The sequence below is a fragment of the Sorangium sp. So ce295 genome (assembly GCF_051527405.1).
Lineage (GTDB): Bacteria > Myxococcota_A > Polyangia > Polyangiales > Polyangiaceae > Sorangium > Sorangium cellulosum_B.
This window is the reverse complement of sequence record NZ_CP150324.1, coordinates 7,256,471-7,276,968: the sequence shown is the minus strand read 5'-3', so window position 1 is coordinate 7,276,968 and position 20,498 is coordinate 7,256,471. Positions and strand designations below refer to the sequence as shown.

Here is a 20,498-nt window from a genome sequence, read left to right as displayed (position 1 = left end):
GAGAAGAGCTGCGCCGACGCCGACCACGGCGCCGAGGTGGGGGCGCCGCGGTTCACGGTGGGGCGATGTCGTGGACCGTCCTCGCCCGCCGAGCGCGCCTGCTAAGCTCCGCTGGTGACAAAGACGACCGAGAAGAACACAGGGGTCGTGGATGCCGACCAGCGCGACATGCTCGACCGCGTGAGTCAGCTCGATGATGGGACCGATCCCGAGGATGAGAGCGATGAGGAGGCGGCTGCCCGGATCGCCGAGGAGGAAGGAGAAAACCGTTACATGGTGCTCGCTGAGCGTTTCGGCTGGTCTCGTGGCGAGATCCGGGACAGGTTCCTCGATCCTTACAACTCTGACGCTGAACTGCTTGAGTTCTTGAACGACGAGGTGGGTTGCTCCAACGAGGAACTTGGCCGTACGCCGAGCGGAGAGCCTGAGGACGATTGACGCCGTGTCGTCGAAGCGCTCTGTTCCACGCGTTCGGCTGCCGCAGCTTGGCCGCTCCTCTATTCAGCGGGTCCTGGCGGGGCGGGGTCCGGTCGTCGAGAAAACGTGACCTATAGATTGTTTTCTCTTGGGGCAACCGTCGGTTTTACGTGCACATGCTCCGCACGCGCCACGATCCACGGCAAACTCCCCGCCTCATCAAGCCCCGCCGCCGCGCTCACCAGGCGCTCGCGCTGGCGGACCGCCCTCCCTCACGCGGAGATGCCCGATGAAGCCCGCTCCCGTCGATGTCCCCGCGATGCCCGACGCGGCCCTGCTGGATCTCCTGCTCGGCCTGCCCGATGCGGGCCGCCGCCCTCTCCCGGCCGACGACCTCCCGGCGCTCGCCCGCCTCTCCCCCGTCGCGCTGGCGGAGCGCGCCGAGGTTGCCCTCCAGGCGGCGACCCGGCTCGCGGCCGCCTTCGAGCTCGGGCGGCGCCTTCACGCCGCGCGCTCGCGCCGCTCGCAGCGCCTGCGGCGCCCGCGCGACGTCGCCCGCTTCTTCCACGCGACGCTCGCGCCGCTCGTCCACGAGGAGGTCTGGATCGTCGCGCTCGACGTGCACGACCGCGCCCGCGGCGCCCGCATGATCAGCCGCGGCGGCCTCCTCTCCGCGTCCGTGCGCCCCGCCGATGTCCTCCGCGCGGCCCTCGAGCTCGGCGCCGTCACGTTCGTGATGGCCCACAACCACCCGGGCGGCGACCCCGCGCCGTCCGCCGACGACGTGCTGCTGACCCAGGAGGTCGAGCACGCCGCCCACCTGATCGATGTACCGCTTCGCGACCACGTCATCGTGACGCCTGCCGGGCGCTTCTCCTCCGTGTTCCGGGCTGGCTCACCCCGCTGAAACCACGGCTGCTGGCCGCCGGACACGGCGACCCCACGCCTGCGTCCCGTGGTGGTCAGGTCACCTTCCAGCCAAGGGAGCCCATGCGACTCGTCTCCGCCACGAACGGCTGTGCGCCTACGGGCTTGAGCAGACGCCGCAGCGCCTGCTGAACATCCGCGGAGGAGCTCGGGAAATCGAATTTCAGGCCATCGATGCGAACCGCGGGCATCGTTCAATCTCCAGGGCTCAGGAAGCGGTCGGACTGCTCGAGCTCCTCGTCGAGCGCAGCGATGGCGCCCATGTCGTCCACGGACGGGCCTTGCTGGACGGCGACGCCGGCGTCGGACAAGTGCAGGCCGAAGAAGCGCGCGTCGATCTCCCTCCCGGCCCCGAGCGGCGAGCAGCATCTCGATCTCGCGCAGCAAGAACAGGCTGTGCGTCGCGATGAACACCTGGATCCCGCCGAGGCTCAGGTCGACGATGCTGCTGGCGACCTTCTTGATGATGCGCGGGTTGAGGTTCGCCTCCGGCTCGTCCCAGAACAGGCAACCTTTGTCGAGCAGCGCTCCGGTCGCGATGAGGCGGGCGAGCATGCCGAGCTTTCGGAGGCCCTCCGCCACGACCGGCATCTCCGTGCGGCCGCTCCCGTCCCGGAAGTAGAATCGACCGTTCTTTTCGAGCTCGATCGACCCACCCATCGCCTCTTCCAGCGGTCCAAGAAGCTCTCGGACGCGCTTCTCCTTGCTGCCCTTCTTCAGCGGCGCGCCGAGCAGAAGGCAGGTGTCGCGCCAGGTCTCATCGAACTCGAGGTAGTGGTTCTCGTAGACGGACACGAAGCCCGGGTAGATCGTGAGAAGCTCCCGCGTCGGCAGGTACACGGGCGCGGTGTCGACCCATTCCGTAGGGAGCGCGTCGATCGTCAGGTCCGACTTGCTCTGCGCCGAGAAGCCGAACGAGATATCCCAGGCATCGTTGGCGCAGGTCATCCGCACCTCGCACCGCTCTCGCCCTTGCTGACGCCGCGTGAGGCGCCCCAGCGCCTCGGGACGGAAGACGCTCACGAGCTTGTCCGCGAGCCGCACCTGCAAGGCCGCCTCGGTGGGGGTGGCGGGAGCGGCGAGCCGCCTGCGCCCCTCCTCCGAGCTCGTTGCGAGGAGGGAGTAGGCGAGCTTCAGGGCGTGAGTCTTCCCGGTGCCGTTCTCCCCGACGAACACGTTCAGGTGCGCTCCGAAGGCGAGCTCCGCTTCGCTGAAGACCGTGAAGTCCTTGACGTGAAGTGACCTGATCATGGCTTGCTTTCGAACGGGTCGAGCTGGCCCTGCGCGTCGGCGACCGCGCCGCCGGTCGGCTCGATGGCAGCCCAGGAGGTGATGAGCTCTGTGCGGGCGCGCATGACGAGAGGCGACGCACGGTAGCGGGACCCGGTTCGCCCAACAAGGGCTGGTCATCGTGTCGGGAGGCTGACCAGCTCGACCTGCGCCGGCCTTGACGTTCGCCGCCGTGGTGCTCGTGCGCCTCGTGGCGCGTGCTCGACCAACCGCGCACCCGTCCGTCCGCTGATGCGCGCCCCGGCGAGCTGCTCGCGACGGCCGAGGTGAAGGCCCGGTCGTCCAGGCGGATCGGTCACCCTGGACGCCGTGAGCTGCCGGAGCGCCGTGCACGACGTGAGCGACCACGACACCCGGGCTGGCCGCCCCGCCGAAGCCGCCTCCTCGCCCTGGCCCCGGCTCCGGGCTGGGCAGCGCATACGTCGTCGCGCTCTTGCCGAGGGGGGCGCGTTTGCCAGATCAGTGCCAACCCCGCTATCCCCTCAACATCCCTCGACCTTATCACCAATCCTCCCCCCGCCGTCGTCCCCGGACAGCAGGAATTCGACACTGCACCTTCTTCTGTAACTCTCTCTTCCGTCAAAATATCCCTGGACAGCCCTCTTCATTCCATCGATAGCTCACGATGGCCCGTCTGGCATTCCAGCGCAGTCCCGCGCTCCTGCCACGGACGAGGGTGATCTCATGAGCAAATACACCGCATCGGAAGTGATCCAGCTCCCCCGCTTCACGGCCGTGGGGGCGATGGCGCTCGGCGAGCAGCTGCTCACGGCGGCGAAGCCGGCCAAGAAGCAGCTCGTGAAGGGCGTCGCGCGGGTGCTCGCCACGCTGGCCTCGCGCCACGACGATCTCGCGTCGGCGCTGCGCGATCAGGTGTCGCTCTCGGAGGGAGGGGAGGCGAGCGAGGATGCTGTCCAGTGTGATCGCATCCTCGACGGTTGCTGGAGCGGTCTCCACGATTTCCTGACGGCGTTTACCAAGCTGCCGCCCGGCGCGCCCGAGGCCGCCGATGCAAGCGCGCTGAAGGCGGCCATCTTCACCGGAGGGCTCAAGTTCCTCCAGCTCACGTATGTCCTGGAGTGGTCCGAGAGCGAGCTCCGGATCCAGCGCATCCGCAAGAGCGGCCTCGACGCGCGCATCGAGGCGCTCGGTGGCAAGCGCTTCCTCTCCGCCTTGGAGGCCGCGCACGCCGCGTATGGCAAGGCGCTCGGCGTCACCGCGCCCGCAGCCACGGCCGCGGCTGCGCCGCCCAGCGTGCGCGACGCGCTCGCCGCGTTCACCGAGGCGCTGCGCGCCTACGTGATCAAGGTGATGGGCTCCGTCGAGCCCGACGAGCCGGAGACGCAGGAACTCGCCGACAAGCTGCTCGCGCCGCTCGCGAGCTGGAGCGTCGGGTCGAGCGGCCGCGGCGCGCCCCGGAAGAACGACAAGCCCGAGGGCGACACCGCGGCGCCCGCGCCGCCCGGCGTTCCCCTCCAGCCCGGCGCGCCGACGGCCGCGCTCGCGCCCGCCGATAGCTGATCCCGGCTGCCTGACGCGCACCGCCGGCGCCGCGATTTCCTCCCGCCTCGTCCCCTCCTCGTGACCCCGGTCCGGGGCCAAGCCCCCGCCCGTACGCTCCGGACGGCGTGGCCGTCGCCGCCGCCCGCGCCGGTGCCCATCCCCGGCCTCCGGCCCATCCCGGGGCGACCAGCGCCGCACCCTGTGCCGCCTCGGCCTCGATCTGTGCCAGATCAGGGGGGTCCGACACTGGCTCAACCGCAATGCATTGCGACACACCGGGGTCCGGACCCCTCCGAGGCGCTCCGCAGAGCGTCTCACCAGGGTCAGGTTGTGTCAAATATCGCTGTCCATCTCGTTCTTCTGTGCCATTGACCCCCGGATCCGCAGCGTATTGTGCCAGATGGGGGGGTCCGGACCCCTCCCGACCGCAATGAAGAGCGCTCGCTGGGGTGCCGGACCCCTCCGGACCGCAACGCAGAGCGCCCGCGGAGGCGCCGGACCTCTCCGGAGCGCAGCGCAGAGCGGCTGCTGGCCGACCGCCCGTCGCCTGGGCGTCGAGGCCCGTTGAGGCCTGACCCAGGTTGGGGCATTGCCGGCCGCCGCCCACCGGGGTTGAGGTTCCGAGGTTCCGACCCAGGTTGAGGCACCGCCCCGCCGCCCACCGGCGTTGAGATTCCGCCGACCAAGTTCCGCCGACCCAGGTTGAGGCACCGCCCCCCAAACCCGGCCCCCCGGTCCACGAGAAGGTGATCAAGGGCTCATGGACCACGGTGGATCCGCGGCCCTTCTAGGAACCGCGCTCACCCGCTCACCCAGGCTCCACAGGAACGAACGCCGCGCCCGACTGCAGCCACGCGGCGAAGTACGGCGCCGGCGCGCCGGCGCGCCGCAGCGCGAGCAAGAACGGTCCGTCGCACACGAGCTCGCGCCCACGGCGACGGCGGCTCTTCATGCCGAGCGCGAGCGCCTCGGACACGAGCCGCGCTCCGTGCTCGTCGAGGTCGAGCTCCAGCGTCTGACACGCGGCGACGAGGACGCGATCCCCCGGCACGATGGGCTTGCCGACGAGCTCGTCGAAGGACGCATCGACGCGCAGCGACACGACCGGGACCTGGAAGATGTCGTCGTCCTGCAGCGAGCTCTGCCCCCACAGACGAGCCCAGCGGCCAGGCCCACGATCGACCGCGCCGAGCGCGTCGTGCGTCGCCTCCGCGAGCGTCGACCAGCCTCCACGGCGAGCGACGACGACCGACGCGCCGCCGCGGCCGCGGAGCTCGATGACGAAATCGCCCGGCGACTCGTAACGGTGTACGGTCGCGGCGCCCGCATAGGCGCCCGCCCCGGCGCCGCCCCAGTGGCCGAAGCACTGCACGCGGCCCCCCAGGAACGAGAGCCCCGCTGAGCGATCGCGGACAAAGGGCCGCTCGAATGCAACCCTGGTCCGCAACAAGGCGAACGCCACGAGAGCGTGCGCCGGCACGCTCTGCGGCAAGAGCCGCGTCTGCGCATCGCCGAACCGGCGAGCCAGCTCGGCACGGATCGCAGCGACCGCCGCATCACCCTCTCCTGCGCAGGCGAATGACTCCGCTGGATCCACGGCGCCGGCGGCGACGGCAGCTGCGCGGCCCAGCGCCCGCGAGAGCTCCGTGGGCTCGACCAGCACGTCCTCGGATCTGAGCTGCCGCCGGAGCTCCGCCCACGCGAGCGCGAACGTCGCACAGTGGACGAGGTCACGGTCGATCGGCAGCGCGTGCTCGAGCGTCGGCGTCACCAGGGGGGCGGTCATGAGCTGCTCGCCGTGCACTGTACGTCGATCAGGAGGAAATCGGCACCTGGGATCGCTGAACAGCGGCGCGAGCTTGGGCCCGCGCGCCTCGCCGACGTCGGGCGCGGGAGGATCGGAGACGAAGATCTCCCCGTCCTGCAACGCCACGTCCTTGCACATCCCTGCGCCGAGGTTGAGGTTCCGCCGCCGTCTCGGTCAGGTCGAGTTCCTTCGCCACCTGTCCGATGCTCCGGTCGCCCGCCTTCGCAGGCCGTACCACCTCCGCCTTGAACTCGGACGTGAATGCCCTCCGCGTTCTCCGTCGCATCCCTACCTTCTGGTGCCGTCGGAGGTGTCCGCGGAAGCGGGGGAGCACCGGACCGAGCGAGCCTCAAGGCTCGCGCTTCCTCCGTGCGCGCTCCTTGACAACCGCAGCCACGATCTCGCCCACGCGCTCCGTTTCGTCATCTACGAGCTTCTCTAGTCTGCGCTGAAACCAGAGCCCAAACGGACCATCTATAGGAAGCGGCAGCCCGATGTCTCCGGGCTCCTGACCCAGCCATGTGATCGGCAGCCCGCATCTGTCGAGCGCGTTTCGCGCATACCGCATGGCACTTTGGATCGCCTGGACGGCGTCGACCCCTTCGACATGGTGGATATCCGGCTCCAGCCCATCAAGAAGAACAGGGCACGTCCAAGAGCCGCTGGGCGAGGCCGGTTGTATTGGTTCGCCGATCTTCAGGACGATCTCGCGATCTGGTTCACCTGCGACGCCATACCGACGAACGGCTATGACCTTGAATTTTCGTCGAGCCACCCACGCAGGATAGCTAAAACTCATCGTCGAGGCCCGACCCAGGTTGAGGCACCGCCGCTGCCGCTCACCGGGGTTGAGGTTCCCGCTCTCTGCGCCGCCCGCGCGGCAACGATCGCGCGCCGCGCGGCCTTGCCCACCCCCTCGCCTCGCCGAGCGCGCGCGGCGCCCTCCTCGACCGCCACGCCGGCGCGTCGATGTCTCGCCGGACGTTGCGAGGTCGCGATCGCTTCGCTATCTTCTCCGTCGCCGAAAGAGGTAGGCCGGTTCAGGCGAGCCCCGGCCACTCCCATGACGGGAGCCCATGTCCCCTCCACCACGGAGTGAGGTCCCACGGCACCTGGACGCACGTGCGTCCTCCGCGGAGGCTCCCATGCAGCTCAATCACATCGATCTCCAGGTCCCCGACGTCCTCGAAACGGCCGCGTTCTTCGAGCGGCACTTCCAGTTCGAGGTCCACGGCAACCGTCACTCGCCGGCTATCGCCATCCTCACGGGGCCCGGCGACTTCACGCTCGTCCTCCAGCGCCGGCGCGAGGCGGACGGCCCTTATCCGGAGGGCTTCCACGTCGGCTTCATCGTCGGCGACGTGGCCACCGTGTACGACAAGCACGCGGCGATCGTCGCGGCGGGCATCGACTGCGGCCCCGTGAGCGAGAACGGCCGCGGCGTGATGTTCTATTTCAAGGCGCCCGGCGACATCCTCATCGAGGTGAGCTGCCGGCGCCGCCCGCTCCCCGCGGTGCGCGCCGACGGTTGACGGCGACGCGCCGCCGGGACGCGTGGTGATCGAGGCAGGGGGATCCCGGGATTTCGAGGACGTTCCGCCGCTTCGGTCCTTTCGCTCGTCGAACCGGGATGCGTAGAGGGCAGGCAAGATCATCGGCCGCCTGAATGCGGATCACCGACGCGGCGACTCGCCCTCACAGCGAGGCCCTGCCGGGTGAGCCCGGCAAGGCCTCACTGTTTTTGTCCTTCGATCTTCTGCGGATCACCTGCGTTCCCGCCGCGTCTGCGGCCCCGTCGCCGGGCGGTGAGACAGGTGGCGGCGCGGGCGCGTTGGAAGTGAGACACGGTGGATGATATCGGTTTCATCATGTCTCACACTCCGACGACCGACGCGCCGGATCCCGTCGACGATCGCATCGTCCGCGCCGCGGAGCGGCTGCTCCGGCGCGAGGGCCCCGGCTTCACCATGCAGCAGCTCGCGCGCACCGCGGGCGTCTCGCGGGCCACGCTCTACCGGCGGGTGCCGAGCCGCGAGGCGCTGGTGGCGCGGCTCCGCGCGCGGGCGCCCCGCGCGGAGCTCGAGCGGAGCTCGGCGCGGGCGAGGATCCTCGAGGCGGCCCGCCGGCTCGTGGCGCGGCACGGCGCCGTGGCGATCACGGTCGAGCAGATCGCGCGCGAGGCCGGCACGGGCACGGTCACGATCTACCGGACCTTCGGCGACAAGGACGGCCTGCTCCGCGCGACCTTCGACGAGCTGACCCCGCGGCGCGACGCCGCGCGGGAGCTCGCGGACCTCGACGCGCCGATCGAGCAGGCGCTCGCGCGCTTCCTCGCCACGGCGCTGCGCTTCATCGACGAGCAGCCGGGGCTGATCCGGCTCGTCGCGCTCGGCGACGACGCGGAGGCGAGCTACTTCGAGCGGCTCCGCGATCAGCAGACGTCGACCTTCGGCCGGCTCGCGCGCTACCTCGACGCGCAGGCGGCGCGCGGGCGGCTCACGCACGGCGACGCGATCGATCGGGCGGCGGCGCTCCTCGGGATGGTGATGACCGCGTCGCTCTTCCGCGCGCGCCTCGCACGCGCGGCGGCGCGCGGGCAGCCGAGCGCGGCCGCGCACGCGCCGGCGCCGTCGGTCGAGGCGCGGGCGCAGGCGATCGTCGAGCTCTTCCTGCGCGGCGCGGCGCCGCGCGCGGAGGTGCGCGCGTGAGCCCGCACGATGCTCCCGCGCGCCTCGTGCTCCCCTTCGCCGAGGTCCGCGGGAAGGACCTCCCGCGCGTGGGCGGCAAGGGCGCGAACCTGGGCGCGCTCGCGGCCGCGGGCCTGCCGGTGCCGCCCGGCTTCTGCGTGACCACGGCGGCCTTCGATCGCTTCCTCGCGGGTGTGCCCGGGATCGGCGAGCTCCTCGCGGCGATCGACGCGCTCGATCCCGACGACCTCGACGCGACGCGCGCCGCGAGCCTGCGGGCGCGGGAGCAGCTCAAGGCGGCGCCCATCCCGCCCGAGGTGCGCGCCGCGGTGCTCGCCGCGCTCCACGCGGCCGGCGTCGAGCACGCCTACGCCGTGCGCTCGAGCGCGACGCTCGAGGACCTGCCCGACGCCTCGTTCGCCGGGCAGCAGGACACCTTCCTCGAGGTGCGCGGCGAGGACGCGGTGCTCGATCGCGCGCGCGCCTGCTGGGCCTCGCTCTTCACCGATCGCGCCGTCGTCTACCGCCGCCGGAACGGCTACGGCTCCCGCGCGGCGCGCCTCGCGGTCGTGGTGCAGCGGATGATCCGCCCCGACGTCGCGGGGATCCTCTTCACCGCCGATCCCGTGACGGGCCACCGCGGCGTGTGCACGATCGACGCGAGCTTCGGCCTCGGCGAGGCGCTGGTCTCGGGCGTCGTCGACCCCGACGTCTACCGCGCGCGCAAGGCCGATGGCGCGCTGCTCGACGTGCGCGTGGGCGCGAAGGCAATCGCGATCGTCGCGAAGCCGGGCGGCGGGACGGAGACGCGCGAGGTGCCGCCAGAGCGGCGGGCCGGGCGCGCGCTCGACGACGCCGCGGTGGCCGCGCTCGTCGCGCTAGGGCGCCGCGTCGAGGCGCTCCAGGGTGCGCCGCAGGACCTCGAGTGGGGCGTCGAAGCTGGCGCGATCTTCCTGCTCCAGGCGCGGCCGATCACCTCGGCCTACCCGCTGCCCGCGCCGCCGCCGCGGGATCCGGCGCTGCACGTCTACGTGAGCTTCGGGCACATGCAGGTCAACACCGCGGTGATGACGCCGCTCGGCATCTCGCTCTTCCGTGCGTTCTTCCCGGTGGGGAGGCCGTCCGACGGCGCGCGCTCGGAGCTCATGGCCCACGCCGGCGGCCGCCTCTTTATCGACGTCACGCCGCTCCTCCGCCGCGCGCCGTTCACCCGGCTCCTCCCGGCGATCATCGAGAACGGGAGCTCGATGATCGCCGATCGCCTGCGCGAGGTCGCGGGGCGGCCGGCGTTCCGCGAAGGCAAGGCGGCGCCGGCGCGGCTCGGATCGCTGCTCCGCTTCCTCCTGCCGCTCGTCGCTCGCGTTGCCCGGCAGCTCATGACCGCGCGGCCCGAGGAGGCGAAGGCCGCGTGCGAGGCGGAGCTCGTGCGCCACGTCGAGGCCCACACGCGGCGCCTCGCGGAGGCCGCGCCCGGGGCGCCGCGGCTGCGTGCGGCGGAGCGGATGATCCATGAAGGATTTCCGCGCGTGCGGGCTCATCCGCCGCGCGCGCGTGTACCTCTCGCTCCGCGAGCACCCCAAGTTCTTCATGATGCAGCTCTTCGATCGGGTGCGGCGCGCGGCGCGCGAGGCGGGCGCGATCGCGGTGGAGCGCGGCCTCCTCGCGTCGATCGACGACACCTGGATGCTGGAGCTCGACGAGCTCACGTCCGCGCTCGAGGGCGGCGCGGTCGCGGAGCAGCTCCAGGCCACGGTCGTGGAGCGCCGCGCCGCGCTCGCCCGCCATGCGCGGATGAGCCCGCCGCCGGTGATCACCAGCGAGGGCGAGGCCGTGGTCGCGCGCCGCGATCGCCGGGATCTGCCGGCGGGCGCGCTCGCGGGTGTGCCCGTCTCCGCGGGCGTGGTCGAGGGCGTCGCGCGCGTCGTGCGCGACCCGACGCGCGAGGTGCTGCGCGCGGGCGAGATCCTGGTCGCGCCGTTCACCGACCCCGGCTGGACGCCGTTGTTCCTCCACGCCGCGGGCCTGGTGATGGAGGTCGGCGGGCTGATGACCCACGGCTCGGTGGTGGCGCGCGAGTACGGGATCCCCGCGGTCGTCGGCGTCGAGGCGGCGACGACCGCGATCTGGAGCGGCGCGCGGATCCGCGTCGACGGCGATCAGGGGCACGTCGTGATCCTCGACGACGCGGCGGGGCACTCGTGAAGGCCGCGCTCGGGTTCATGGGGGCGACGCTGCTCGTCCTCGTCGCCCTGGTGATCCAGCGCGGGGTCGCCTCCGAGGCGGCGCGCGCGGCGGGCAGCCAGGCCCGGCAGATCGCGCCCGCGCTGGTGATCGGGATCGTGATGGCCGGCTGCCTCGAGGCGCTCCTGCCGAAGGCGTGGATCGAGCGCTGGCTCTCGGACGCGGCGGGGCTGCGGGGGATCCTGGTCGCGTGGATCGCGGGCGCGCTCACGCCGAGCGGGAGCATCGTGGGGCTGCCGCTCGCGGCGGGCTCGTTCCGCGCGGGCGTGGGCGCGCCGGTGCTCGTGACCTACCTCGTCTCGCTCTCGACGCTGTCGGCGCTGCGGCTGCCGATCGAGATCGGCTTCATCGGCGGGCGGCTCGCGGCGCTGCGCTTCGCCGCCTCCCTCGTGCTGCCGCCGATCGCCGGGGTGGTGACGCGCGGGCTCGTGCTGCTTCTGCGGGGCTGAGCGTCAACGTCGTCAACGCCGGAGGAAGCCGCGGATCACATCGAGGAAGACCTGCGGTGAGTTCGTACATCACCGCTGGATCGCAGTTGGCGCGGCCGCGCTGGGCTTGGCTTCGTCGAGCCTCGCGGCGGACGAGCTATCGCACCATCGCGTCGAGCTCACGGCGGCTCGAACGCTGCCCGGTTGCGAGGATGCGTTCGAGTTCGAGGCGTCCCTGAGGAACTGCTACCGGCCTCTCTTCGCCAGCGCCGCGCCGAGCTTGGCGAGCTTTCTCTCGCCGGCAAACCAGGAGAGGCATTCGTGGCGCGTCTTGCGTTGCGTCGCGGAGAGGCTCTTTCCATTGTCGAGCTTCCCCGCGAGCACCTCGATCAGGATGTTTTTCATGAACGTGAGGTGATTGTCGTTCGAGAGGTGCTTCGTGGTGGTTCGATAATGCTTGGCCACGAAGCGGCGCTCGCGAGGATCGCTGCTCCCGGCGTGAGACGCGAGCACTTTCAGGTGGCCGCCGAGCGAGGAGATCGAGTGGGTCCGCTGCTCGATCTCCGACAGCTTCGCGAGCACCTCCTTCCGGAGCCCGTTCGGCACGGCGCCCTCGAGCTCGAGCCAAGAACCGGAGTCGACGTCGAGGACGTGCCACCGAGGTTGACGCCCCGAGGTTGACGCCCCCGGCGGAGCTCCCGACCGAGGTTGCGGTCTCCAGAAACTGAATCGGTTCAGTTTTTCTGCGCCTCCGTGCTATGGCCGGTCGTGGTTTCCACCACGCGGCCTGACGATCGACGCTCCGGGCCGCGCGATCACCCGGCCCGCTCGTGCAGCGGCAAGGAGCCAACATGCGACAATCTTCGTTCTTGAGCCTCGGTTCGTCAGGCACGCTCGCTCTCCTCCTCGCGGCGCTCGGATGCGACTCGTCGGACGGGTCGTCCTCTGGCGCCGGCGGTCAGGGCGCCGGCGGTCAGGGCGCGACGAGCAGCGCGAGCGGCGCCGGCGGCGCCGGCGGTCAGGGCGCGACGGGCAGCGCGAGCGGCTCCGGCGGCGCGGCGGGCACCGGCGGCGCCGGCGAAGGGGGCGGCGGCGCGGCAGGCACTGGCGGCGCTGGCGGCGCTGGAGAAGGGGGCGGCGGCGCGCCGCCGGCGCCGCTCTGGGACTGGAGCGGCATCGTCGGCACGGGACAGAGCCTCTCGGTCGGCGCGGAGGGCACGCCGCCCCGCACCACGACGCAGCGCTTTCACAACCTGAAGCTGTCCCTCGGGAACGCGAGCGTGCCCCCCTTCGACGCGGCGAACACGGCCCTCTCCCTGGTCCCGCTCGTCGAGCCGATCCGCGGGTTCGCGACGACCTACCCCAGCGCTTACCCGAAGAACATCTATGGCGAGACGCCGCACACGGCCATGGCCGACCAGATCTCGTCCCTCGCGGAGGCAGCCGCCGGCGGCGAACACGTCACGGTGCACACCGTCGTCGGCGAGAGCGGGCAGCCGATGAGCGTCCTCCGGAAGGGCGCCACCCAGACGGCCACGGGCGACACGTCGATGGGCCGCGCGTACGCGGCGACGCTCTTCGAGGCGGAGGCCATCGCGCGCCTCGCCAGGGAGGCCGGCAAGACGTACGGCGTCGGCGCCATCGTGATCACGCACGGCGAGTCCGACGCCGGCAGCGCGACCTACGGCGATGAACTGGTAAAGCTGTGGTCCGACTACAACCAGGATCTCCTCCGGATCACCGGCCAGTCGCGGAGCATCCCCCTGCTGGTGTCCCAGCAGAACTCGGTGCACACCGACGCCGGCACGCGGTCGACGTCGACGCAGGCGCAGTGGCGCGTGGGCGTCGATCACCCGGGCGACATCGTCTGCTCGGGTCCGAAGTACCAGTATCCGTATGCCAACGATCACATCCACCTGAACGCGAACGGCTACCAGCAGCTCGGCGAGAAATTCGGCCAGATCTACTTCGAGAAGGTCGTCCTCGGGAAGGACTGGCGGCCGCTCCAGCCGACGCGCGTCGAGCGCAGCGGCGACGTCGTCACCGTGCACTTCCATGTCCCGGTGCCGCCGCTCGCCTGGGACAGCGCGCTGCCGTCTCCCCACCAGACAGCGTTCACGGAGTGGGCGCAGGGCCGCGGCTTCGAGCTCTGGAGCGGCAACTCCCGGATCCCGATCAGCGGCGTGGAGATCTCCGGCGATTCGGTGCAGATCACCGCGCGGAACCTCCCCGCGTCCGGCGTGATGGTCGGCTATGCGATGACGACCGACGGGACGTCGATGACGGGCGGCACGATCCGCTGGGGCCAGCTGCGCGACTCCGATCCGTTCGTCGGCTCGACGACGGGCAAGGCCCAGCCGAACTACAGCGTGGCGTTCGAGATGAACGTCCCCTGACGGCGCGGCGCCGGTGTGTGGGGGTTGTCCGCCGCGCACCGGCGCTCGGCCGCGCCGGGTACTCGACACACAGGGCCAGATCTGAGGCGCCGAGGACGCCGGAAGAAGAAGCAATAGAGTCCTCCTCTTCTCTTCGTGTCCCACAGCTATCCGCTGCTGGAGCACGGCGTGTCCTGGTCCTGGCCGGCCCGGCGACTGTGCGAAGGAGCAGCCGTGTCATGCGCGCAGCAATGGTGGAGAAAGGGGACGCCCCGAGCTCGCCGTCCAGCAGCTTGACGTCGAGATGGCGGTACTGTCTCCTGCATCACTTTCATCACCAAGGAGCCAGGCATGACCCACCGCCTCCGCCTCGAAGCAGTCGACTCCGCGTCCAGCAGCTCGAAGGTCGTCGCCGCGCCTAGCATCGATTGCGACGCCGATCCGGTCGGCTCGCTCGTACAAATGTTCGTCGACATGGTACAGATGGGCCGTATCAAGGCCGGACAATGCCCGGCTCTGCGGCCCGTCTTCTTGAAGCCGCATGGCGTGGTGCGCGCCACCTTCCGCATCAAGCAGGATCTGCCCGAGACATACCGCGTTGGCCTGTTCGCCGGTCGCGAATACAAGGCGTGGCTGCGCTTCTCCTCCGACGCGCTGCCCACCGACAACGATTACAAGACCACGCTGGGCATCGCCATCAAGCTGTTCGGCGTGCCGGGCGCGAAGAGTTTCGGCGAGCCGGAGGACACCACGTTCGACTTCATCCTGCAGAACATGAGCGTGTTCTTCGTCGCCACCGCCAAGGACATGTGCGAGTTCACCCGCGCCGGCGTGGTGAACCACGATTACGACAGCTATCTCAAGGACCATCCCAAGACGAAGAAGATCCTCGATGAGATGGCCAGGCCGGTGGGCAGCGTGCTCGGCACGTCGTACTGGAGCGGCCTGCCTTTCTCGTTCGGCCCGAAGGACTACGTGAAGTACAAGCTGGAGCCCACCATCGAGGTGCCCGCGCCGGAGACCCCGCCGGCCGATCCCACGTATCTGGCCGCCGATCTCGAGGCGCGGCTGAAGGCCGGGCCGGTGACGTTCAAATTCTGCGCGCAGTTCCGCACGAATCGAGACACCCAACCGCTCGACGACGCAATGATCCCCTGGACCGAGGAGGCCAGCCCGCCGGTGCACCTCGCCGATCTGATCCTGGAGCAACAGGACATCACGGTGCGAAGCCAGCCGGAGTATGGCGAGAACCTGTCGTGGAATATCTGGCGCGTCACGGAGGAGCACCTCCCGCAGGGGTCCATCGCAAAGGCGCGACGCGACGTCTATGCGGCTTCCGCGCAGGTGCGGCGCGACGCCAACGGCGTGCCCACCGGCGAGCCGGACCGACCGAAGCCGAGCGGCGACTGCCCGCAGGCCAAGGACAGCGTGATCGTCCGCGCCGCGATCCACCCCGCGATCGGCATCTGCCGCGTCGGCGACAGCCTGAGCGAGTACTATATCGGTCCCCAGGTGACCGAGCCTTCCCCCTTCGCACCGGGCTTTCACCGCGACGCCACCGGCGCGCTGAAGCGCGAGGCGGCGCAGTTCCGCATCTACGGCTACAACGCCGCTGGTGAGGTCGTGAGAGAGCTCACGGCTGATGACGCCAACATCGAGTGGACCGTGCGTCTGGCCAACCGCAAGGCGCAATGGTACCAGTTCGACATGGCGCTCGATATCCCGGACGCCGTCGGCACGAGCGTGCCCCTGCGCAACCCGACGGTGAAAGGGGCAGACCGCGCCGCGCTGGCGATCGATCCTGGGCCGCGGAGCATCAGCGGCAAATCGGTGTCGGGCGGCAGCGAGCACAGCTTCGATACCGGCCAGTTCATGGGCGTGAACGTGCCGCTGGGCGAGATCCGGACCGACGACCGCGGACGCCTTCTCGTGCTGGGCGGGCATGGCAAGTCCGGGTCGCCCACCAACGCACCGGTCTACGTGCCGGCCGACGAGAAGAGCTTCAACAACGCCGACCAATGGTACGATGACATCTCCGACGGTCCGGTGACCGCCACGGTGTCGATCAGCGGCCGCGCCGTGCCGGTGCAGCATGCCTGGGTGGTCTGTACGCCGCCGAATTACGGCACCAACGTGGTCGGCTGGCGAACCATGCACGACATGCTCGTGGATTGCTACATCGCCTGCGGCTGGATGGCGATGCCGCAGACCACGTCGTTCTCCAGAGACATCTTGCCGTTCCTGCGGCGGCTGTCGAGCCTGCAATGGGTGAACAAGGGCTTCGCCGCGATGTTCGGCAAGGGGGGGCCGATGGATTTCGAGGATCTCGCGTTCATCGACAAGCTCGCTCAGGCGCCTTCGAAGGCGGGCGCCGGCGGTCGGAGCGACACATGGAGCGAGCTGCGGCGTGTCATCATGAACTCGTTCCGACCCCACGAGACGTCGGACTACCAGCCGCGGATGTGGCCGTATCTGTACGGTGACGCCTACGGCTCCTCCACCGAGAATTCGCCGCGCAACTTGCTGGATCTACCCCGGGTGCAGCAGGTGCACCTGCAGCGCTGGGTGGACGGGGACTTCATCGGCGACTGGCATCGCGACGCGGTGCCGCCGCAGAGCATCGATGACGTGCCGCTGGCCGAGCAGCCGGCGATGCTCGACAAGGCGGCGTTGCACTTCTGTCTCGCCGATGCGTTTCATCCGGGCTGCGAGATGACATGGCCGCTGCGCCATACCAGCATGTACGAGGCGCCTTTCCGGTTCCGCCTGGGGCCCGAGGGGACGGTGCCGCTTGATTTCGGCAGCGAGCTGACGCCGGAGAGCGCGATGGCTCCGGGCGGTCCGCTCTACGACCAGACCGCCGGCACCATCAGCCGCTGGATGGCGCTTCCCTGGCAGGGCGACACCACCTTCTGCCGCTCGGGGTATCCGCCGGGCTTCGACCCCTACATCCCGTCCTTCTGGCCGGCCCGGGTACCGAATCAGGTGCTGACCGAGGAGGAATACAAGGTCGTGGTGGACACCACGAAGAGCCGCGAGGAGCGCCTCGCCGCTTTCAACTACCGCGCCTTCTGGACCCGCGGCACGGCGCGCGATCCGGTCGCGGCGATGATGCAGATGGTGGCGCATTTCGCTGACATGGGCGTGGTGGAGGCGCGGCCGGGCATCCCCGACGATCCGGATTTCCCGCCGGTGATCTATGTGGAGAGCATCCCCGAGCATCGCGTGCAGAAGCTACGCGAGGAGGCCGAGGGGGCGCCAGCGGGGCCGCTCAGCCCGGCACAGCGGGCGGGCTGGGAGGACGAGGAACATAGGAACGCCTTCGCCGCCGTCCGGATCCGCTTCCGCCGATGAGCGGATCGGCCGCGACCTGCGACGTGGCGGTGGCCGGCGCCGGCCCGGCCGGCGCGGTGGCGGCCTGTCTGCTCGCCCGCGCCGGCCTGTCGGTGTTGCTCTGCGACTCGAGGCTCGTTGACGGCGCCGCCCCGGCCAAGCCCGGCGAGGCTCTGCCCGGCGCGGCGGTGCGTCTGCTGCGCGCATGCGGTCTGCCGCTGCCCGGCGACAGCGGCCGGCACACGCCGATCGGCGGCAATATCTCGGTCTGGGGCTATCCTGAGCCGATTTACCGTGATTTCCTGAGCGAGCCAGATGGACCTGGCTTTCGGCTCGATCGTGCCACCTTCGAAGCCGAGCTTGTGTCCGCCGCGCTGGCTGCCGGCGCTCGGGCATTGCCGCTGAATCTGGCGCGGGTCGCGCGGGGCGATACGCGCTGGCAATTGTGGAGCCGAGACGGCGCCGAATGGCGCGTGTCCTTCCTGGTCGACGCCAGCGGGCGAGCCGCGTCGCTGGCGCGCCGGCTCGGCGCGACGAGGCGGCGCGACGAGGCGCTCGTCGCGGTGGTCGGCCGCGCCCGTCCGGATCCGGCCTATCGCCTGAACCGTACGCTCGTGGAGACCGTGCCGCAGGGCTGGTGGTACGCGGCGCTGCTGCCAGATGGCGCGCCGGTCTTCATGCTGCATTCCCGGCCCCACGAGGCGGCGCGGCTGCTGGCGCGGCCCGAGGAATGGCGCGCAGCGCTGGCCGACACGCGCCATGTGGCGGCCGCTTTCCCCGGCGCGGTGTTCGACACGCCGCTGAGCGGCCATGACGCCTGCGGCGCTTGGCTGGAGCCGGTCTACGGACCCGGCTGGGTGGCTTGCGGCGATGCGGCGCTCAGCTTTGATCCGGCTGCCGCGCAGGGCATCCTCGCGGCGCTGCATGGCGGCATGGACGTGGCGCGCGCGATCCCCGCGGCGATGCGCGGGGAGCTCGGACCGCTGCGGGCCTACGCTGCGCGTCTTTTGGAAATGCGCCGGCTCTATCGCCAGCGCCTGATCGCGCACTATGCTGACGAGCGGCGCTGGCCCGAGGCGCCGTTCTGGCGCGAGCATGGCCGTGTGACGGCCTGAGCCGGGCAGGCAATGATCCGCTGGATCACGGGGATCACGGGTATCGTGGTGCCTTCCGGCGGCGCCTCAGGGCAGCACCTCGGGCGCGCGTCGCCGGCCTTCTCGGCGGGCCGCGCGCCGGCAGCCCTTGACAAGACAGACCTGTCTGTCTAAAGCAGGGTCGTGCGGGACGCGCGCAGCCACATCCTCGAGGTCGCGGAGCGCCTCTTCTACGCCGAGGGGTACCGCGCCGTCGGCGTCGATCGCCTGATCGCCGAGGCGGACGTCGCCAAGGCCACGTTCTACCGGCACTTCCGGACGAAGGACGACCTGCTCGTGGCGGTGCTGGACGCGCGCGACGCGCGCTTTCGCGAGTGGCTGGCAGGGCGAGTCGAGGCGGCAGCGGACGATCCGCGGGACCGGCCGCTCGCGGTCTTCGACGCGCTCGCCGAGCTGTTCGCCGCGGACGACTTTCGCGGCTGCGCGTTCCTCAACACGATGGTCGAGGTCGCGAGCCGGAGCCACCCGGCGCACCAGGCCGCGCAGCGCCACAAGCAGCGGCTCATCGACTATTTCGAGCGGCTCTTGCGCGAGGCCGGCGTGCCGTCGGCCAGCGCGCTGGCGCCGCAGATCCTGCTGCTGATCGACGGCGCGATCGTGACCGCCGTCCGCGAGGGGGGACCGGGCGCCGCCGCGCGCGCGCGGTCCCTCGCCGAGAACCTCATTGCAACAGCGCGGCCAGGAAGGCGACGACGATGAACCGCATCACGGGTGTCCCGAGCAGGTGGAATGGACGTGCCGAGCAGCTCCCGCAGCCCGCCGGGGCGGAGCCCGGCGCAGGCGCGCCCTCGACGGGTCGCCCGCGCAGGCCACGGGCGCCCATGGGCTCGGTGGTCGCCGCGCTGCTCGCGCTCTCCCTGACGGCCTGTGCATCGCCGGACCGCGGCGGAGCCAGCGCGCCGCCGGCCGGCGCGGCCGCCGCGACCGCGCCGCCGGCCGGCGCGGCCGCCGCGACCGCGCCGCCGGCCGGCGAAGCCGCCGCAGCCGAGGCCTCGAGCGGGCGCCTCCAGTGGCGCGGCGGCCCGACGGCGATCCTCGAGCGCGACGGCCTCCGGCTGCTCACCGATCCCGTCCTTGGCCCGCGCGGCCCGGCGGCGTTTGCGCTCCCAAAGCACCCGTCGACCGGCGTCGAGAACGCGCCGGTCGCCCGCTATACCGATCCTCCGGCGGAGCCGCTCGGGCACCTCGACGTCATCCTCCTCAGCCACAACCATGCTGACCATTTCGACGCCGTCGCGAAGGAGACGCTCCCGAAGGACGTCACCTTCATCCTCCCTCCCGACGCGGTCGGCGCGGCGCGCGCCGCCGGATTCACGAAGCTGACGCCGCTCGATTGGGACAACGAGGCCGTGCTCCCGACCCGCGCCGGCCGCCTGCGGATCCTCGCCGTCCCGGCGAACCACTCCCACGATGCGGCGCTCGACGCGACGCTCGGCAAGGGCAACGGCTATGTGCTCCGCTGGGAGGGCGCGACGCCCTATTCGATGTACTGGACCGGCGATTCGGTCTTCACCGAGCCGATGCGCGCGGTGGCGGCTCGCTTTGCGCCCATCGATCTCTGGCTCCCGCACCTCGGCGCGGTCGGCGTCGACGGCGCGCGCGGCCTCCGCACGATGGACGCGGAGGAGGCGGTCGCCGCCGCCGCGCTGCTCCGCGCCCGTCACGTGATCCCCATCCACCACACAACGTTCGCCCATTACCGCGAGCCCGTGACGGCGTTCACCCAGCGCGCCGCCTCGAAGAACCTGCCCGCGCAGGTCCACGTCCCGACGGACGGCGCGTGGATGCCCCTGCCGCGCTGAGCCTGCCACGGCGCCCCCGCCGCGCCGGCGCTGCGGCGTTCAGACCAGCCACTTCAGGAGGAATAGACCCACGGTGGCGGCGAAGCCGATGATCCAGACAGCGGTCCGGGCAGAGGCCTTGTCGCCGATGTACATGACCAGATAGAGAACACGCGCGGCGACGTGGGTGACGGCGAGGATGGCGCTCCAGCCAGCGTCGGCGCCCGCGAGGTGGGCCGTGAAGACGGCGGCGGCGAAGGGCGCAAACGCCTCGAAGCCGTTCTGGTGGGCGGCGAGGGCGCGGCGCCCGACGCCCGTGAGCTTGGCCTGCTGGTCGCGCGGGTTGCGGTTGTCCAGGCCCTCGGGCTGCTGTGACTGCGCCCTGGCGACGAACAGGCGGGCCACGTAGATCAAGAGAAGTGAGATGAAGACGCACGTCAACGGAATGGTCATCGGATCCCTCTCGAGCGCACAGGCTCCTCGAAGCGCGGAGCGACTCTAACGAGCTCTCGCCGCCGGCGCGAGCGCCAAGCGTCGTGGCCGCTCCCACGGCGC

At 70.9% G+C, this 20,498-nt stretch carries 18 protein-coding genes and 2 pseudogenes; 13 read left to right on the top strand and 7 right to left on the bottom strand.

All coding sequences use genetic code 11. The features are described 5' to 3' along the window. The first annotated feature begins 114 nt into the window (after positions 1-114). Positions 115-438 (top strand): hypothetical protein, encoded by a 324-nt coding sequence (locus WMF11_RS27630; RefSeq protein WP_437972827.1) that lies wholly within the window; start codon positions 115-117, stop codon positions 436-438. A gap of 268 nt (positions 439-706) precedes the next feature. Continuing rightward, positions 707-1,324, top strand: a complete 618-nt coding sequence (locus WMF11_RS27625; protein ID WP_437972826.1) for a JAB domain-containing protein — start codon at positions 707-709, stop codon at positions 1,322-1,324. A 55-nt stretch (positions 1,325-1,379) separates the two neighbouring features. Here WMF11_RS27625 and WMF11_RS27620 read toward each other — a convergent pair whose 3' ends face one another. Both WMF11_RS27620 and WMF11_RS27615 read right to left on the bottom strand, forming a co-directional pair. Next, positions 1,380-1,535, bottom strand: a complete 156-nt coding sequence (locus WMF11_RS27620) for a hypothetical protein (RefSeq protein WP_437972825.1) — start codon at positions 1,533-1,535, stop codon at positions 1,380-1,382. A 3-nt stretch (positions 1,536-1,538) separates the two neighbouring features. Next, positions 1,539-2,595 (bottom strand): annotated as a pseudogene (locus WMF11_RS27615) (AAA family ATPase). Positions 2,596-3,318: 723 nt separating this feature from the next. Between WMF11_RS27615 and WMF11_RS27610 the strand changes: the two are divergent. Continuing rightward, complete coding sequence (locus tag WMF11_RS27610; protein ID WP_437972824.1) at positions 3,319-4,155, top strand: hypothetical protein; 837 nt, start codon at positions 3,319-3,321, stop codon at positions 4,153-4,155. Between the two features lie 790 nt (positions 4,156-4,945). On the opposite strand, the gene WMF11_RS27605 is transcribed toward WMF11_RS27610, so the two are convergent. Next, complete coding sequence (locus WMF11_RS27605) at positions 4,946-6,070, bottom strand: hypothetical protein (RefSeq protein ID WP_437972823.1); 1,125 nt, start codon at positions 6,068-6,070, stop codon at positions 4,946-4,948. 223 nt (positions 6,071-6,293) lie between these two features. Beyond that, the gene (locus WMF11_RS27600) at positions 6,294-6,719 is read right to left on the bottom strand and encodes a DUF6968 family protein (protein WP_437972822.1); all 426 of its coding nucleotides are present in this window, start codon (positions 6,717-6,719) and stop codon (positions 6,294-6,296) included. A 370-nt stretch (positions 6,720-7,089) separates the two neighbouring features. On the opposite strand from WMF11_RS27600, the gene WMF11_RS27595 reads away from it, so the two are divergent. The 3 genes and pseudogenes from WMF11_RS27595 to WMF11_RS27585 all read left to right on the top strand — a co-directional run. Then, positions 7,090-7,476, top strand: a complete 387-nt coding sequence (locus WMF11_RS27595; protein ID WP_437972821.1) for a VOC family protein — start codon at positions 7,090-7,092, stop codon at positions 7,474-7,476. 336 nt (positions 7,477-7,812) lie between these two features. Next, entirely contained in the window at positions 7,813-8,652 is an 840-nt protein-coding gene (locus WMF11_RS27590; protein WP_437972820.1) for a TetR/AcrR family transcriptional regulator, read from the top strand. Further along, positions 8,649-9,599: pseudogene (locus WMF11_RS27585) on the top strand (PEP/pyruvate-binding domain-containing protein); the annotation flags it as partial. The gene WMF11_RS27590 and the pseudogene WMF11_RS27585, both read left to right, overlap by 4 nt. 59 nt (positions 9,600-9,658) lie before the next feature. Here WMF11_RS27585 and WMF11_RS27580 read toward each other — a convergent pair. Beyond that, positions 9,659-10,009 (bottom strand): hypothetical protein, encoded by a 351-nt coding sequence (locus tag WMF11_RS27580; protein ID WP_437979422.1) that lies wholly within the window; start codon positions 10,007-10,009, stop codon positions 9,659-9,661. 131 nt (positions 10,010-10,140) lie between these two features. On the opposite strand from WMF11_RS27580, the gene WMF11_RS27575 reads away from it, so the two are divergent. Both WMF11_RS27575 and WMF11_RS27570 read left to right on the top strand, forming a co-directional pair. Then, positions 10,141-10,833, top strand: a complete 693-nt coding sequence (locus WMF11_RS27575) for a PEP-utilizing enzyme (protein ID WP_437979351.1) — start codon at positions 10,141-10,143, stop codon at positions 10,831-10,833. Further along, the gene (locus tag WMF11_RS27570) at positions 10,830-11,321 is read left to right on the top strand and encodes a permease (RefSeq protein WP_437739268.1); all 492 of its coding nucleotides are present in this window, start codon (positions 10,830-10,832) and stop codon (positions 11,319-11,321) included. Before WMF11_RS27575 ends, WMF11_RS27570 begins: the two co-directional genes overlap by 4 nt. Positions 11,322-11,546: 225 nt before the next feature. Here WMF11_RS27570 and WMF11_RS27565 read toward each other — a convergent pair whose 3' ends face one another. Further along, positions 11,547-11,906 carry a hypothetical protein gene (locus tag WMF11_RS27565; RefSeq protein WP_437972819.1) on the bottom strand — a complete coding sequence of 120 codons (360 nt, stop codon included), beginning with the start codon at positions 11,904-11,906 and terminating at the stop codon, positions 11,547-11,549. 245 nt (positions 11,907-12,151) lie between these two features. Between WMF11_RS27565 and WMF11_RS27560 the strand changes: the two genes are divergently transcribed. The 5 genes from WMF11_RS27560 (at position 12,152) to WMF11_RS27540 (ending at position 19,964) form a co-directional block, all read left to right on the top strand. After that, a complete protein-coding gene (locus WMF11_RS27560) occupies positions 12,152-13,696 on the top strand; it encodes a dockerin (protein ID WP_437972818.1) in 1,545 nt (514 codons plus the stop codon). Between the two features lie 441 nt (positions 13,697-14,137). Continuing rightward, on the top strand, positions 14,138-17,029 hold the full coding sequence (locus WMF11_RS27555) for a LodA/GoxA family CTQ-dependent oxidase (protein ID WP_437979350.1): 2,892 nt from the start codon (positions 14,138-14,140) through the stop codon (positions 17,027-17,029). Beyond that, positions 17,026-18,123, top strand: a complete 1,098-nt coding sequence (locus tag WMF11_RS27550) for an FAD-dependent monooxygenase (protein ID WP_437972817.1) — start codon at positions 17,026-17,028, stop codon at positions 18,121-18,123. Before WMF11_RS27555 ends, WMF11_RS27550 begins: the two co-directional genes overlap by 4 nt. A gap of 162 nt (positions 18,124-18,285) precedes the next feature. Then, positions 18,286-18,861, top strand: a complete 576-nt coding sequence (locus WMF11_RS27545) for a TetR/AcrR family transcriptional regulator (protein ID WP_437902263.1) — start codon at positions 18,286-18,288, stop codon at positions 18,859-18,861. Continuing rightward, positions 18,858-19,964, top strand: a complete 1,107-nt coding sequence (locus WMF11_RS27540; RefSeq protein ID WP_437972816.1) for an MBL fold metallo-hydrolase — start codon at positions 18,858-18,860, stop codon at positions 19,962-19,964. The genes WMF11_RS27545 and WMF11_RS27540 overlap by 4 nt, the downstream gene beginning before the upstream one ends. Before the next feature lie 39 nt (positions 19,965-20,003). On the opposite strand, the gene WMF11_RS27535 is transcribed toward WMF11_RS27540, so the two are convergent. Further along, positions 20,004-20,396 (bottom strand): MAPEG family protein, encoded by a 393-nt coding sequence (locus WMF11_RS27535; RefSeq protein ID WP_437972815.1) that lies wholly within the window; start codon positions 20,394-20,396, stop codon positions 20,004-20,006. Between the last annotated feature and the right edge of the window lie 102 nt (positions 20,397-20,498).

Bases quoted from the DNA above. Each gene is read 5' to 3' on its own strand.
- WMF11_RS27595 (WP_437972821.1), top strand. From the start codon at position 7,090: ATGCAGCTCAATCACATCGATCTCCAGGTCCCCGACGTCCTCGAAACG.
- WMF11_RS27575 (WP_437979351.1), top strand. From the start codon at position 10,141: ATGAAGGATTTCCGCGCGTGCGGGCTCATCCGCCGCGCGCGCGTGTAC.
- WMF11_RS27550 (WP_437972817.1), top strand. From the start codon at position 17,026: ATGAGCGGATCGGCCGCGACCTGCGACGTGGCGGTGGCCGGCGCCGGC.
- WMF11_RS27555 (WP_437979350.1), top strand. From the start codon at position 14,138: ATGTTCGTCGACATGGTACAGATGGGCCGTATCAAGGCCGGACAATGC.
- WMF11_RS27610 (WP_437972824.1), top strand. From the start codon at position 3,319: ATGAGCAAATACACCGCATCGGAAGTGATCCAGCTCCCCCGCTTCACG.
- WMF11_RS27580 (WP_437979422.1), bottom strand. From the start codon at position 10,009: ATGAGCTGCCGGGCAACGCGAGCGACGAGCGGCAGGAGGAAGCGGAGC.
- WMF11_RS27560 (WP_437972818.1), top strand. From the start codon at position 12,152: ATGCGACAATCTTCGTTCTTGAGCCTCGGTTCGTCAGGCACGCTCGCT.
- WMF11_RS27590 (WP_437972820.1), top strand. From the start codon at position 7,813: ATGTCTCACACTCCGACGACCGACGCGCCGGATCCCGTCGACGATCGC.
- WMF11_RS27625 (WP_437972826.1), top strand. From the start codon at position 707: ATGAAGCCCGCTCCCGTCGATGTCCCCGCGATGCCCGACGCGGCCCTG.
- WMF11_RS27540 (WP_437972816.1), top strand. From the start codon at position 18,858: ATGAACCGCATCACGGGTGTCCCGAGCAGGTGGAATGGACGTGCCGAG.
- WMF11_RS27535 (WP_437972815.1), bottom strand. From the start codon at position 20,396: ATGACCATTCCGTTGACGTGCGTCTTCATCTCACTTCTCTTGATCTAC.
- WMF11_RS27620 (WP_437972825.1), bottom strand. From the start codon at position 1,535: ATGCCCGCGGTTCGCATCGATGGCCTGAAATTCGATTTCCCGAGCTCC.